Origin of the sequence: Rubrivirga sp. S365, from assembly GCF_032248475.1 — a bacterium.
Classification (GTDB): Bacteria; Bacteroidota; Rhodothermia; order Rhodothermales; family Rubricoccaceae; genus Rubrivirga; species Rubrivirga litoralis.
On record NZ_JAVTTN010000001.1, the window covers coordinates 3384576 to 3398183 of the forward strand.

Below are 13608 nucleotides of genomic sequence, written 5' to 3' on the forward strand. Positions count from 1 at the left end.
TGTAACTCGGCGGGCGGCAGGCCCGTCTGCGGAGCGCACGTCCTACCCACCCCGCCCCCGCGGCGGTCCGCCCATGCCGACGCCTCCCCGCCCCCGCTTCCAGCGCCTCGCGCTCCTCGTCCTCGGCGCGCTCCTGGTCGCGCTCGGCGCCGACCGGCTCGCCGAGGCCGCCCCGCCCGCGTCGGCCGAGGCGCCAGCCGCCCCGCCCGCCCTGCTGTCGGCCGCGGCCGACGAGCTGTTCCGCGAGTCGTTCGACGTCCGCCCCGGCGACGACCTCGTGGTCGACCTCGGGTCCGAGGCCGTCGTCGTCGAGACGGGCTCCGGCGACCGGGCGCTCGTGACGGTCGAGGGCCGAGGGCGCGACGCCCGGCGCGAGTTCGAGCGCCGCCGGTTCACGGCGCGCGCCACGCGCGGCCGGCTCGACGTGCGCACCGACCCGCCCCGGCGCGGCTTCCGCATGGGCCGGACGGACGCCCAGTTCACGGTCACCGTCCGCGTGCCCGAGCGGTTCAACGTGTCTGTCGACGTCGGGTCCGGCGCCGTCCGTGTCGGTCCCAGCCTCCGCGGCGACCTCCTCGTCGACACGGGCTCCGGCGCCGTCCGCGTCGGCGACGTGACGGGCGGGCGGATCGAGATCGAGACCGGCTCGGGCGCCGTCCGCGCCGGTCGGCTCGTGGGCAACGTCTCGATCGACACCGGTTCGGGCGCCGTCGCCGTTGGATCTGTCGACGGGCCGGCGTCCATCGACACGGGCTCCGGCGCCGTCTCGCTGACGCTCGCGTCCGCGGCGGAGACCGAGGTGGACACGGGCTCGGGCTCCGTCTCGATCGTGCTCGCCCGGGGCGCCGGGTTCGACGTCGAGCTCGACGGCGGCCGCGTCTCCATCGACGACGCGCTCGACTTCCGCGGCCGCCGCGAGCGCCGCGAGGTCGAGGGCACGGTCGCAGGGGGCGGCCCCCGCCTCACGGTCGACACCGGGAGCGGCGCGGTCCGCCTCCGCGCGCAGTAGCCCGCGCGGGCGGGGCGGACCAGGAGGGCGGACCCAAAGGGCGGAGCGATCTTGCGGCCTTCGCCCCGCCCTCTGCTCCACCCCGCCCCACCCTTTGGGTCCGCCATGCTCACGCTCGGTATCGAGACCGCCGCCGACGTCTGCGCCGTCGCCCTGCTCGACGGCGACGACCTCCTCGTGCGCTCGGCCGTCCACGTGCCGCGGGCGCACGGGCGGCGGCTGGCCCCGCTCGTCGCCGAGGCGCTGGCCCACGCCGGGCGCGACGCCGCCGACCTCGACCTCGTCGCCGTCTCGGCCGGACCGGGCTCCTACACCGGCCTCCGCATCGGGATGTCGACGGCCAAGGGCCTGTGCCTGTCGACCGGCGCCGGCCTCGCGGCCGTCCCCACGCTCCGCGCCCTCGCCGACGGCGTGGGCGGGGCGGTCGTCGTGGCGCTCCCGTCGCGGCGCGGCGAGGTCTACGCGGCGCTCTACGACGGCGACGCCGAGGTCCGCGAGCCGACGGCGCTCGCCCTCGACGACCTCGCCGGCTGGCTCCCCCCCGCCCCGCCCGGCGGCTTCGCCCTCGGCGGCCCGGGGGCGGGGCGGATCGCGGACGCCGACCCCGAGCGCCCGTGGCGGCGCCTCGCGCTCGTGCCCGACGCCGTCGCCGTCGCCCGCCGCGGGCAGGCCGAGGCGCGGGCGGGGCGGCTGGCCGACCTCGCCGCCGCCGAGCCGGCCTACCTCAAGCCGGTCGCGGCCGTCCGCCCCCGGGGTATCTTCCCCGGCTGAGTCCACCCCGCCCCCTGCGGCCCCCTTCCCATGGCATGGTTTAAGCGCCAGTCGGCCGGCATCCAGACCCCGCGCCGCGACCGGAACGAGACGCCCGAGGGCTACTGGCAAAAGTGCCCCGAGTGCGGGACGGTCACGAGCCAGCACGAGCTGGAGGAGAACGTGCTCGTGTGCCCGTCGTGCGGCCACCACTTCCCGATGGCTGGGCTAGGCTACCTCCGCCTCCTCTTCGACCAGGGCGCGTTCACGCGCTGGGACGCCGACCTCCACTCGATCGACCCGCTCGACTTCGTCGACCGCAAGGCGTACCCCGAGCGGATCGCGGCGGCCGAGGAGAAGACCGGCCTCAACGACGCCGTCGTGAGCGGCACCGGGACCGTCGGCGGGCACCCCATGTCGATCGCGGCCATGGACTTCTCGTTTATCGGCGGCTCGATGGGCTCGGTCGTCGGCGAGATCATCACGCGCGCCATCCGCCGGGCCGTGGACGAAGACCGCGGGTGCCTCGTGATCAGCCAGTCGGGCGGGGCGCGCATGATGGAGGGCGCGCTCTCGCTCATGCAGATGGCGAAGACGAGCGCCAACCTCGCGGTCCTCGCCGAGCGCGGGCTCCCCTACGTCTCGCTCCTCACGCACCCGACGACGGGCGGGGTGACAGCCTCGTTCGCCATGCTGGGCGACCTCAACCTGGCCGAGCCCGGCGCGCTCATCGGCTTTGCCGGCCCGCGCGTGATCCGTGAGACGATCGGGCGCGACCTCCCGCGCGGCTTCCAGACGGCCGAGTTCCTCGTCGACGAGGGCTTCGTCGACCGGATCGTCCCGCGCACCGAGCTCCGCGACACGCTCGTCCACCTCCTCGACCTCATCCGCGAGGACGAGAGCGTGGCCGACCGCCCCGCCCCGGCGTTCGCGGCGAACGGGCAGGAGGCCCCCTCAGGGTAGGTACAGGGTACGAGGTACGACTCTCGTGCAGGATCGGACGATCTTCTGAGTGTTCAGCGTCCAGACCGAGCGGGGCGGGGTGGGACGAGTCCCCCTCCTGGATAGGAGGGGACACCGCGCAGCGTCGGCGCAGCCAGGGGTGGTGGACGGGCGGGGCGGCTCGGGTGAGGCATAAACGTCCAGAGCTGGTACAAGCCTCTCGGGCCGTGTACCCTGCACCTCGTACCCCGTACCCCCCTCAAACGTGCTGGAAGAGCGGGGCGGCCGGCGCTACAAGAACCGCCCCGCCCAGACGCCCCGCTACGCGGGCGGGGCGGGCACGCGGGCGTCCGACGGGCCGGCGCTGGCGCGCGCCTCGCGCTCGGCCTCGGCGAGGTCGTGGGCCACCATCTCGGCCGCCAGCTCCTCGACCGTCGTCGTGGGCCGCCAGCCCAGCTCTCGCTCGGCCTTCGAGGCGTCGCCCAGGAGCAGGTCCACTTCGGTCGGCCGGTAGTAGGCCGGGTCGACGCGGACGACGGCGGCGCCGGTGTCCGTCCGCCGGCCGACCTCGCCCTCGCCCGCCCCGCCCCACTCGATCCCCACGTCGCGCCCGACGGCGGCGAAGGCGGCGGCGAACGCCCACTCGCAAAAGGCGCGGACCGTCGTCGTGCGGCCGGTCGCGAGCACCCAGTCGCCCGGCGCGTCGTGGCGGACGATCCTCCACATGCCCTCGACGTAGTCGCGCGCGTGGCCCCAGTCGCGGCGGGCGTCGAGGTTGCCCAGGTAGACGGTCTCCCTGGTGCCCAGCGCGATCCGGGCCGCGGCCCGCGTGATCTTGCGCGTCACGAACGTCTCGCCGCGGCGCGGGCTCTCGTGGTTGAACAGGATGCCGTTCGAGGCGTGCATGCCGTACGCCTCGCGGTAGTTGACCGTCATCCAGTAGGCGTAGAGCTTGGCCGCGGCGTACGGTGAGCGCGGGTAGAACGGCGTCGTCTCCGACTGCGGCGTCTCGACAGCCTTCCCGTAGAGCTCGCTCGTCGACGCCTGGTAGAACCGCGTCGTGCCGCCCAGCCCCAGGATGCGGATGGCGTCGAGCAGGCGGAGCGCGCCCACGCCGTCGGCGTTGGCCGTGTACTCGGGCGTCTCGAACGAGACGGCCACGTGGCTCTGCGCGGCCAGGTTGTAGACCTCGTCCGGGCGGACGTCCTGGACCAACCGGATGAGGTTGGTCGAGTCGGTCATGTCGCCGTAGTGGAGCCGGAACCGGACGTCGTCCTCGTGGGGGTCCTGGTAGAGGTGATCCACGCGGTCCGTGTTGAACGAGCTCGCGCGCCGCTTGAGCCCGTGGACCTCGTACCCCTTGGCGAGCAGGAGCTCGGCGAGGTACGACCCGTCCTGGCCCGTGACGCCGGTGACGAGCGCGCGCGGACGCGCCGAGCGCGCGGGCGGGGCGGCGCCGTTGGCGGTTCCGGTCGGGGCGGGGCGGTCGGTCATCGGTCGGGGCCGCCCCGTCCCCGGCAGAGGCCCGTGGTGGGCGGGGCGGCGGCGGGCGGGGTGGCGTCAGGCGTCGGCGAGCGCCTCGCGGTACCACGCGTAGGTCTGTGCGATGCCGTCGCGGAGGGCGGTCTCGGCGGTCCACCCGAGGCCGTGGAGGCGCGAGACGTCGAGGAGCTTGCGCGGCGTGCCGTCGGGCTTGGACGGGTCGAGCACGATCCGCCCCGCCCCGCCCACGACGTCCTGCACGGTCTGGGCCAGCTCCAGGATGGAGAGGTCCTCGCCCACGCCCGCGTTGAGGAGCCCGTCCGGCGCCGCCTCGCGCAGCCGGTCTTGAGGCGTCTCCAGCACGAAGCGGACGGCCGCGGCGAGGTCGTCGGCGTGCAGGAACTCGCGGCGCGGCGTGCCCGAGCCCCAGAGCTCCAGGTCGGCGTCCGCCCCGCCCGGCCCGGCGCCGCGCGCCTCGTGCGCCTTGCGGATGAGGGCGGGGAGGACGTGGCTGGACTCCGGGTCGAAGCTGTCGCCCGGCCCGTAGAGGTTGGTCGGCATGAGGCTCACCATGTCGTCACCGTGCTGGCGGTGGAACACCTCGGCGAGTTCGAGCCCGGCGATCTTGGCGACGGCGTAGGCCCGGTTCGTCGGCTCGAGCGGCCCGGTCAGCAGGTGCTCCTCGCGCATGGGCTGCGGGGCCAGCTTCGGGTAGATGCACGACGAGCCCAGGAACAGGAGCCGCCCGCGCTGCCCCACCCCGCTCTCGTGGGCCGCCTCGATCACGTTGAGGGCAATCGCGAGGTTGTCGGCCAGAAAGTCGGCCGGGCGCGTGCTGTTGGCGAGGATGCCGCCGACGGTCGCCGCGGCGACGACGACGTGGTCCGGCCGCTCCTCCTCGAACAAGGCGTCGACGGCGGCCCGGTCGCGGAGGTCGGTCTCGGCCCGCGTCCGCACGACGAGGTCGTCGTACCCGGCGGCCTCCAGATTGCGCACGACGGCGGAGCCGACGAGCCCGCGGTGGCCGGCCACGTAGATCCGGGCGTCGGGGCGGGACAGGTGCATGGGCGGGGCGGTTCTGAAGGCGGGGCGCAGGATAGGGGCCGCCCCGCCCGAGCGGGGCGGCCGGCGGGACGCTAGTCGGTCGAGGAGTCGGCCGGTGCGTCCGTCGAGGATTCAGTCGAGGAGTCGGCCGGCGCGTCGGCGAACCGGAGGACCTCGTCGGCCGGCTGGTACGACTCGCCGTAGAACTCCCGGTCGCGCCACGTGTGGACGTGCTCGTAGATCGCCCGCATGTGGTCGTAGACGTCGGCGTCGGACGTCGACGGGTCGGGCGACCAGTAGAGGATCTCCAGGTCGTTCTCCTCGCCCGTCGCGAGCGACCGGCGGCGGTAGGTGAACGACTCGGCCCGGCGGAACCCCTCGCGCTCGTAGAACCGATGGCGCTTGACGGTGTCGGTGTCCTCGTACGAGGCCGGCTCGACCTCGAGGAGGATCGGCTTGCCGATCGCCTTGAGCCGGTCCAGGAGCGTCCGCCCGAGCCCTTGCCCCCGCGCCCCGGCCGTCACGAGGAGGTAGTCGACGAACGTAAAGTCTGTGCCCTCGACGTAGAGCAGGACGTGGTTCGGGCCTTGGTCGATCCGGTACACGTCGGACCGCTCGGCGAGCAGCGCCTCGACGTGCTGCTTCGACTTCATCTCCTCGACGGGAAAGTATTCGTTGAGTTTGTCGTACCAGCTCATACGGGCGGGGTGGTGGGGTCTTTCACAGGGATACGCTGCCGCGCGTGCCGCGACGTGCCCCCCGTGTGAGCGCTCCGCCAACAGCCCGCGAAAGGCCGCGGGCGGCCCCACGCGCCGACGAGCCTCTGCAGGCGGGGCCTGCGCGGGCTCTCGGGATGGCCGGGGCACAGCGAGAGCGGGCAGGGGCGGGAGTCCCGAAAGGTACGCGCCGCCTTTTCTGCGACGGCACCACCCCGCCCTACGCGCCCGGCGGGCGGGGCGGCGGCGTCTGTCTGAGGGCGGGGTGGCGCCACATGGCCGCGGCGGCGAGCACGCCGGCCAGTGCCAGAGCGCCGGGCGCCAGGAGGGGGCTCGCGCCCCGCGCCGCCTCCCACAGCGCGCCGCCGAGCGGGGCGGCCGGGTGGATTTCGCGCTCGAACGCGAAGTTGCCGCGGACGTGGAGCCCGACGCCGACCACGCTGCCCGCGACGACGAGCGCCGACGTCAGGCGGACGGCGAGGAGCGCCCGCCGCCCCGCCCCAGCGGTCTGCGCCCCGCCGGGTTGCGCCCCGCCCGCACGGCTCCCGATATGCGCCCACAGCACGGCCCCGAGGCCGAGCGCGATGAGGACGAACGGGACGACCTGCGTCCACCCCTCGTAGTGGCCCACGAGCGCCAGTTCGGCCGCCGCGCCGACGTAGATGGCGACGGCGGTCCCCAGCAGGAACCGCCGGTACTGCGACGCGACGGCCGCGTCCGCGGCAACCTCCCCGCCCCGCCCTGCACGCGGGGCGGCCTCGTGGGGCGGGGCGGCCGGCGCGGGCGTCACGAGCCGCCGTCGAGGTACAACGCGGCCCGCTCGCGGTCCGCGCCCGGGGCGACGTCGGCGTAGCGGTCGAGGAAGGCGGCGTCCGAGGCGTAGGGCCGCCCCGCCGCGAGCGCCTCGGCCTCCTGCGGGCCGACGCCCGGGAGCTGCGCGAGCGTCTCGGCGTCGCTCTCGTTCGGCCGCACCGGCACGAACACGTACGGTTCGTAGCTCGCGACCGTCGCCTCATCGACGTACTTCCCGATCTCGCGGCGGAACTCCTGGATGCTCACGTACGGCCGGTACTCTTCGAACTCGTGGGCCATCCGCTCGCCCACGCCGGGGACCTGCTGGAAGTCCTCCTCGGCCGTCGTGTTCAGGTTGAGGAGTACCGCCCCGCCCTGTCCGACGGCGTCGGCGACGGGCTCGGGCGGGGCGGGGGCCGGACCGGCGAGGGCCGGGACCTCGTCGGGGACGGCCTCCTCGGACTCGCAGGCGGCGAGCGGGAGCGTGAGGGCGAGGGCGGTGAGGGCGAGGGCGCGCATGGAGCGGGGAGGGGTGAGGTCTTGGAAGCTAGGACCGCCCCGCCCACGAACGACGCGGGCGGGGTGGCCGGTTGGTCAGCCGTTGGCGGCCTCGAAGCGGCCCATAAAGTCCACGAGCGCGGTGACGGACGCGGGCTCGATGGCGTTGTAGATCGACGCGCGGACGCCGCCGACCGAGCGGTGGCCCTTGAGGGCGAGGAGCCCTGCCCCCTTCGCCTCCTTTACGAACCGGGCCTCCAGCTCTTCCGACGGCAGCCGGAAGCACACGTTCATCTGCGACCGGCTGTCGGGGCGGACCGTTCCCCGGTAAAAGTCGCTCGCGTCGATCGCGCCGTAGAGCGCGTCCGCCTTGCCCTGGTTCCGCTCGACCATGCCGGCGAGGCCGCCATTCGCCTCGATCCACCCGAGCACCTTGTCGACGAGGTAGACGGCGAACACGGGCGGGGTGTTGAAGATCTTGGCCGCGTGCGTCCCGTAGTCCAGCATCGTCGGCAGGTCGGCGTGGCGCCGCTCCAAAAAGTCGTCGCGGACGAGGACGGCCGTCACGCCGGCCGGGCCGATGTTCTTCTGCGCGCCGGCGTAGATCAGCCCGTAGCGGTCGACGTCGAGCGGGCGGCTCAGGAAGTCGCTCGACGCGTCGCACACGAGCGGGGCGGCGGCCTCGGGCTCCGCGGCGAACTGGGTCCCGTAGATCGTGTTGTTGCTCGTAAAGTGGAGGTAGGCCGCGCCGTCGTTGAGGTCCCACGCGTCGGCGCCCGGGATGTACGTGTAGTCGTCGTCGCGGCTCGACGCGGCCACGCGCGGGCCGGCGTTCCGCCCCGCCCCGACGATCTCGGCCTCCTTGATGGCCTTGGCGCTCCACGCGCCCGTGTCGATGTAGTCGGCCGAGCCGTCGTCCGGCAGGAAGTTGAGCGGGACCTGGTGGAACTGCATCGACGCCCCGCCCTGGAGGAACAGCACGTGCCAGTCGTCGCCCATGCCGAGGAGCCCCCTCATCCGCGACGCCGCCCGCTCGTGGATCTCGGAGTAGGCCGGCGAACGGTGGCTGATCTCCATGACCGACGCGCCGACGCCGGGGTACACGGGCAACTCAGCGCGGACTTCCTCTAGAACCTCGGTGGGGAGCGCGCCGGGGCCGGCGGAAAAGTTGTGCTGGCGCTGGTCGAGGTCGGCGGGCGCGTCCTCGTAGGAGACGGGCTGCATCATGGCGGGGCGGGGTGGTGAACGGGGAGCAAGGGACAGGTGGGAAAGCCCGTTCGTTCCAGGCAAAGGCCCAACGCGAGAACGCCTGCGACGCGCCGCCGCCGCGCCCGCTACTCGCAGCCCTCGGTCCGCCGCGTGTCGATGACCTGGACGATCCGCCACCCCGCCCCGCCCGGCGAGTCGGCGTACGCGAGCTGCACGGCGTTCACGCCGCAGTGGCTAAAGCGGTCGCCGGCGTAGAAGCGGTACGGCATCCAGGCCGTCGCGAGGGCGCCGTCGGTGCGGACCTCGACCTCGCCGACGCGCTCGTCGAACGTCACCGGCGCGTCCGCGACGGCGGCGAGGAACGAGTCGATGCCCGTGGGCATCAGGGCTTCCACCCCGCCCGTGGCCGTGAACAGGCGGGCCTCAGGGTGGAGCACGGCGCGAATCGCTGTCGTGTCGGCCGCGCGCATCCCGTCGAACAGCTGGGCGACCGCGGCGCGGACGCCGTCGGCGCCCTGCGCCGAAGCGTCTTGGGCCGAGGCCGGCGCGACGAGCGCGCACAGCAGCGCGAGCGCACCGAGGCGGGCGGGGCGGAGCGTGGGGCGCAGCGTCATCCGGGCGGGGCGGCGTCGGGGACGGGCACGTCGTCGGGCGGGGCGGCGGGCTCGACGGTCTCGCGCGGCGGGGCCGCCCCGCCCGCGGCGCGCGCGGCCAGCTCCTCGCGGACGAACCGCTGCATCCGCTCGCACGCCGAGCGCGCAAACTGGAGCTGGAGCCGCCGCCCGAACAGCTTGAAGCCGATCCGGTAGAACGGGTTGCGGATGCGGTCGGGCTTCGAGAACGCGTCGATGTGGAACCGGACGCGGCCCGTCGCCTCCTCCTTGCGGACCTCGAACGTGATCCGCCCCCGCTCAAAGTGGCCTTCGAGCGTGGCGTAGTCGTAGCCCCACGCCCAGACGCGGCCGACGCCGGCGTCCGTCGCCTCGCGGACCTCGTCGACCTCGTCGCCGACGCGGACGCCGAACCAGAACGTGAAAAAGAGGAACCGCGCGCGGAGCAGCATGGGCCGCCCCGGCAGCGGGTCGTCCGGCGAGAAGATGCCGGTGATGAGCTTGGGGTCGGGGAACGCGTAGTCGCGCACGAGCCGGCAGGCGACGGCCCACGACGCGCCGGCGTCGCCGGCCGGCAGCGGCGGCCCGGGCGGCTCGGGCACGAGGTCGACGTCGTACGTGTCGAGGTGCCACCCGGCCGCCTCGGTCACCTCGTGGTCGGCCTCGAAGTTGAGCCGCCCCGCCCGGATGGCGTCGAGGCGGTCGGCGTAGCGGGTCCAGTCGGGGCGGCCAGGGACATAGCGGGCGACGAGGCCGCCGCTTTCCGAGCCGTCGCGGGCGGGGCGGGGCGGGGCGGCGGGCGTCTCGGGGTCCGTCTCCTCCCGCTCGGTCGTCACGCGGACCTCGCCGGCCCGACGCCCGCCGCAGTCCTCGGCCACGCGCTCGCAGAAGAACGTCCACATCGCCGTCTGGCCGGCCTTCGCCACCCCCAGCCCGTCGTACGCGAGGTCCACGACACCGTCCGCGCTCCGCGCCCACGACTCGATGGCGAACCGGAGCGCGCCGGGCCGGGCGGGGTGGTCCGCGGCCTCGAACCGGATGAGCCCGGCCTCCATGTGGCCCTCGAGCGTGGCGAGCGTGAACCGCGTCGGCTCGGCCTCGACCACGCGGACCGGCCCGTTCCACGGCGACCGAATCTCGATGTCGAACTCGTCGCCGACGGCCAGCCGCCCGGGCTCCCCGACCGTCTTGTCGAACACGGCGATCTCGTCGGGCACGTAGTCCTGGATATCGGCGCCGATGCAGGCGACGAGCTCCTCGGGCGTCTTCGTCGTCGCCTCCACGTCGACCTCGTAGCGGCGGTGGAAGCGTGGGCCTTCGCCGTCCTCCTCGTGCAGGATTCGCCGGTGCCCCTCGGGCTCGACGTCGGGCACGTCGGGGGCGGCCGGCGCGCGCGCCACGTCGCGGACCTCCTCGCGGACGGGGATCGCCCACCGCCGCCACACGGCGACGGCGAGGGCCGCCCCGCCCACGGCGGCGGCGGACGTGAGGAAGACGGGTCCGAGGCGGCGCATGGGGGGCATACGCGGCCGCTCGCCCGCGGCTCCCGCGGGCGGGGCACGAGGGGGCGCCGGACCACCCCGCCCGGCGCTCGGCCAAACGAAACCGCCCCGCCCGAACGACGCCGGGCAGGGCGGACAGAAGCCATGGGCGGGGCGGGCGAAGCTGTGGGCCTCGCCTCCGCGTTACCGCCGGCTCATGAACAGCCGGAGGACGTACCAGAACATGAGCGCGACCGACGCGAAGAGCGTGAGCGCCGCGGCCACGTAGCGGTCCTCGGGGTACTCGTTGAGGACCTTCGAGGTGTCGTACAGGATGGCCGCGCCGGCCAGCCCGATCATGGCGACCGAGAACCACGTGCCCAGGTTGAACCCGGTGAGCACGCCGACCACAATCGCCACGAGCGCGAGGCCCATCCCCCACTTGACGAGGCCGCCGAGGAACGAGAAGTCCTTGCCGGTAAAGAACACGATGGCCGTCAGCACCGAGAACCCGATGAGCGTAGTCCAGGCGGCAGCGCCGATCACGCTCGGGCCGACGTTGACGGCCGCGAGCACCAGGAGCGGGACGAAGATGATGGCCTCGGCGAGCACGAACGCGCCGAGCGCGGCGTACTGGGCCGCCTTCGACTCCGCGCGCACGGCGGCCGACGAGGCGAACCAGCTCACGATGACGAACCCGCCGAGCACGAGGAGCCAGTTGACCCCGAGCATGGCCTGCGCCATCGGGATCGCGAGGCCTGACGTGAAGAAGAAGATTTCGATCCCGGCGAACAGGAGGATGGCGCCGAGCAGGTGCGTGTAGGTCCGCACCAGGAAGGCGGCGCGGGCGTCGTCGCCGAGCGCGGCGACGGGCGGGGCAAACGTGGTGTTCATGTGCGGGGTGGGTGAGGGTCCGGGAGGATAACGGCCGTCAACGAACGGCAGTGTATCCAGTTCGGCCGCCCCGCCCGCAGGGTGCAGGGGCGGGGCGGCGTCGTAGGGGCGACCGGCGGCCGCCCGTAGGCAGGGCACGATGGGCGGGGCGGGCACGACGGCCCGGGTTCGTAGAGACGCCACGCGTGTGTGTCCGCTCGGGCGCGTACCGCCCCGCCCACGCCGTGGACAGGGGTGACGCCGGGCGGGGTGGCGCTCGTCCCGACCGCCCCGCCCGCCCGGCAACCACCCCTAGCCCCTCCTGGCTGCGCCGACGCTGCGCGGTGTCCAGGAGGGGGCCTGGCCTCGCCTCCAGGTGACGACGGCCTCGCCTCTCACCGCCCCGCCCAGGTGTGAACGGGCGGGGCGGAACAAAAACGGGCATCACCCCGCCCGCTTTTCCCTTTTCCCTTTTCCCTTTTCCCTTTTCCCTTTTCCCTTTTCCCTTTTCCCTTTTCCCTTTTCCCATTCCTCGAACCTCCCGCCCCGCCCGGTCATTCACCCCGCCCCTCCCGCCCCGCCCCTGCTATGAAGCCCTCCCTGTTCGTCCTCTTCGGCGCCACCGGCGACCTCGCCAAAGTCAAGCTGTTCCCCGCCCTCTACCGGACCACGACGCGGGACGACGCGCCCGAGACGGCGACCGTCCTCGGCGTCGGCCGCTCCGACTGGGACGACGGGCGGCTCCAGGACGCCGCCGTCGACGCGATCACCGAGGGCGGGGTGGACGAATCGGACGCCCGCGCGTGGGCCGAGAAAACGCTCCGGTTCGCGCGCGTCGAGGGGTACGACCAGCTCGACCCGGTCTTCGAGGCAGCCCGGACGCTCGAGGACGAGCGCGGGCTGGACGGCGACCGCGTCTACTACCTCGCGCTCCCGCCCGACGCGTTCCCCGACACGATCACGGCGCTCGGCGAGCACGAGGCCGAGCGCGGCACCGTCGGCGAGCACCTCGACGACGACGCCCCGTGGGTCCGCCTCGTCATCGAGAAGCCGTTTGGGACCGACCTCGCGAGTGCTGAGGCGCTGAACTCGGTCGTCCACGAGCACTTTACCGAGGGGCAGGTGTACCGGATCGACCACTTTCTGGGCAAGGGGACGGTCCAGAACCTGCTCGTCGTCCGGTTCGCCAACACACTTTTCGAGTCGGTCTGGAATCGGGACCACGTCGAGCGCGTCGAGATCCTGGTCGCCGAGACGAACGACGCCGAGGGCCGCGCGGGGTATTTCGACGAGGCCGGGACGGTCCGCGACATGATCCAGAACCACCTCATGCAGATCTTCGCGTTCACGGCCATGGAGCCGCCGGCGCGGCTCGACGCCGAGGGCCTGCGCGCGGAGCGCGTGAAGGTGCTCCGCTCGACGCGCCAGGCCGAGCCCGACGACGCCGCGCTGGGCCAGTACGGCGCCGGCGACGGCAAGGAGGCGTACCGCGACCACGAGGGCGTGGCCGAGGGCTCGACGACCGACACGTTCGCGGCCGTCCGCCTCCACGTCGACAACTGGCGCTGGAAGGGCGTCCCGTTCGTGCTGCGGACCGGCAAGCGGATGCCGGAGAAGCTGACCGAGGTGGCCGTCGTGTTCCGCCAGCCGCCGGTCGCCCTGTTCCAGCCGACCGACGCGGCCCCGGTCCGCAACGTGCTCCGCATCCGGCTCCAGCCGCACGAGGCGTTCCAGATCACGTTCGACGTCAAGACGCCGGGCGAGGGGTTCGGCGTGGCGACGCAGGCGCTCACGTTCAACTACGAGGAGGCATTCGGCGACTTTCCCGAGGCCTACGACACGCTCCTCCGCGACATCGCCGAGGGCGACCCGTCGCTGTTCGTCGAGGCCGAGGAGGCCGAGGAGGCGTGGCGCATCGTGGCCCCTCTCCTCGACCACGGCGACGTCCCCGTCTACGCCTCGGGCACGTGGGGGCCGGAGGCCGCCGACCGCTTCGTCCAGGCGACGCCGCCGGCCGAGGAAGCGGTGTAGCGGCGCAGGCGCCCCGCCCCGTCCCGCCCGGGCCGTGGGCGGGGTGGAACCGTAGGGGCGACCGGCGGTCGCCCGTGCGGGCGGAGCGGTTGCCGAGTCGAGCGCACGGGCGGCCGCCCCGCCCCCGATCCAAACGGGCGCCTGGATCGTATGCGCCTTCTGCCCCCCGT

General features: G+C 73.9%; 13 protein-coding genes. 4 read left to right on the forward strand and 9 right to left on the reverse strand.

Going from position 1 to position 13608, the window contains the following annotated elements:
* Positions 1-73: 73 nt before the first annotated feature.
* The 3 genes from RQM47_RS14825 to accD all read left to right on the forward strand — a co-directional run bounded on the left by RQM47_RS14825 (position 74) and on the right by accD (position 2722).
* Positions 74-1009 (forward strand): DUF4097 family beta strand repeat-containing protein, encoded by a 936-nt coding sequence (locus RQM47_RS14825; protein ID WP_314009404.1) that lies wholly within the window; start codon positions 74-76, stop codon positions 1007-1009.
* Between the two features lie 105 nt (positions 1010-1114).
* Positions 1115-1780, forward strand: a complete 666-nt coding sequence (gene tsaB, locus RQM47_RS14830; protein ID WP_311663257.1) for a tRNA (adenosine(37)-N6)-threonylcarbamoyltransferase complex dimerization subunit type 1 TsaB — start codon at positions 1115-1117, stop codon at positions 1778-1780.
* Positions 1781-1810: 30 nt separating this feature from the next.
* Positions 1811-2722 (forward strand): acetyl-CoA carboxylase, carboxyltransferase subunit beta, encoded by a 912-nt coding sequence (accD, locus tag RQM47_RS14835; protein WP_311663259.1) that lies wholly within the window; start codon positions 1811-1813, stop codon positions 2720-2722.
* Between the two features lie 300 nt (positions 2723-3022).
* On the opposite strand, the gene gmd is transcribed toward accD, so the two are convergent.
* The 9 genes from gmd to RQM47_RS14880 form a co-directional block, all read right to left on the reverse strand.
* Positions 3023-4195, reverse strand: a complete 1173-nt coding sequence (gene gmd, locus RQM47_RS14840; RefSeq protein ID WP_311663261.1) for a GDP-mannose 4,6-dehydratase — start codon at positions 4193-4195, stop codon at positions 3023-3025.
* Positions 4196-4261: 66 nt separating this feature from the next.
* Positions 4262-5248, reverse strand: coding sequence for a GDP-L-fucose synthase (locus RQM47_RS14845; RefSeq protein ID WP_311663263.1), 987 nt, complete (start codon positions 5246-5248; stop codon positions 4262-4264).
* Positions 5249-5319: 71 nt separating this feature from the next.
* Entirely contained in the window at positions 5320-5925 is a 606-nt protein-coding gene (locus tag RQM47_RS14850) for a GNAT family N-acetyltransferase (protein ID WP_311663265.1), read from the reverse strand.
* Positions 5926-6163: 238 nt separating this feature from the next.
* Entirely contained in the window at positions 6164-6733 is a 570-nt protein-coding gene (locus tag RQM47_RS14855; protein ID WP_311663267.1) for a hypothetical protein, read from the reverse strand.
* On the reverse strand, positions 6730-7254 hold the full coding sequence (locus RQM47_RS14860; protein ID WP_311663269.1) for a helix-hairpin-helix domain-containing protein: 525 nt from the start codon (positions 7252-7254) through the stop codon (positions 6730-6732). The genes RQM47_RS14855 and RQM47_RS14860 overlap by 4 nt, the downstream gene beginning before the upstream one ends.
* Positions 7255-7329: 75 nt before the next feature.
* Positions 7330-8460: a 3-phosphoserine/phosphohydroxythreonine transaminase gene (serC, locus tag RQM47_RS14865; RefSeq protein WP_311663271.1), complete on the reverse strand. Its 1131-nt coding sequence runs from the start codon at positions 8458-8460 to the stop codon at positions 7330-7332.
* A 107-nt stretch (positions 8461-8567) separates the two neighbouring features.
* Positions 8568-9056 (reverse strand): nuclear transport factor 2 family protein, encoded by a 489-nt coding sequence (locus RQM47_RS14870; protein WP_314009405.1) that lies wholly within the window; start codon positions 9054-9056, stop codon positions 8568-8570.
* On the reverse strand, positions 9053-10567 hold the full coding sequence (locus tag RQM47_RS14875) for a DUF1990 family protein (protein WP_314009406.1): 1515 nt from the start codon (positions 10565-10567) through the stop codon (positions 9053-9055). The genes RQM47_RS14870 and RQM47_RS14875 overlap by 4 nt, the downstream gene beginning before the upstream one ends.
* A 171-nt stretch (positions 10568-10738) precedes the next feature.
* On the reverse strand, positions 10739-11428 hold the full coding sequence (locus tag RQM47_RS14880; RefSeq protein ID WP_314009407.1) for a Bax inhibitor-1 family protein: 690 nt from the start codon (positions 11426-11428) through the stop codon (positions 10739-10741).
* Between the two features lie 567 nt (positions 11429-11995).
* On the opposite strand from RQM47_RS14880, the gene zwf reads away from it, so the two are divergent.
* Positions 11996-13438: a glucose-6-phosphate dehydrogenase gene (gene zwf, locus RQM47_RS14885; RefSeq protein WP_314009408.1), complete on the forward strand. Its 1443-nt coding sequence runs from the start codon at positions 11996-11998 to the stop codon at positions 13436-13438.
* The last annotated feature ends 170 nt before the right edge of the window (positions 13439-13608 follow it).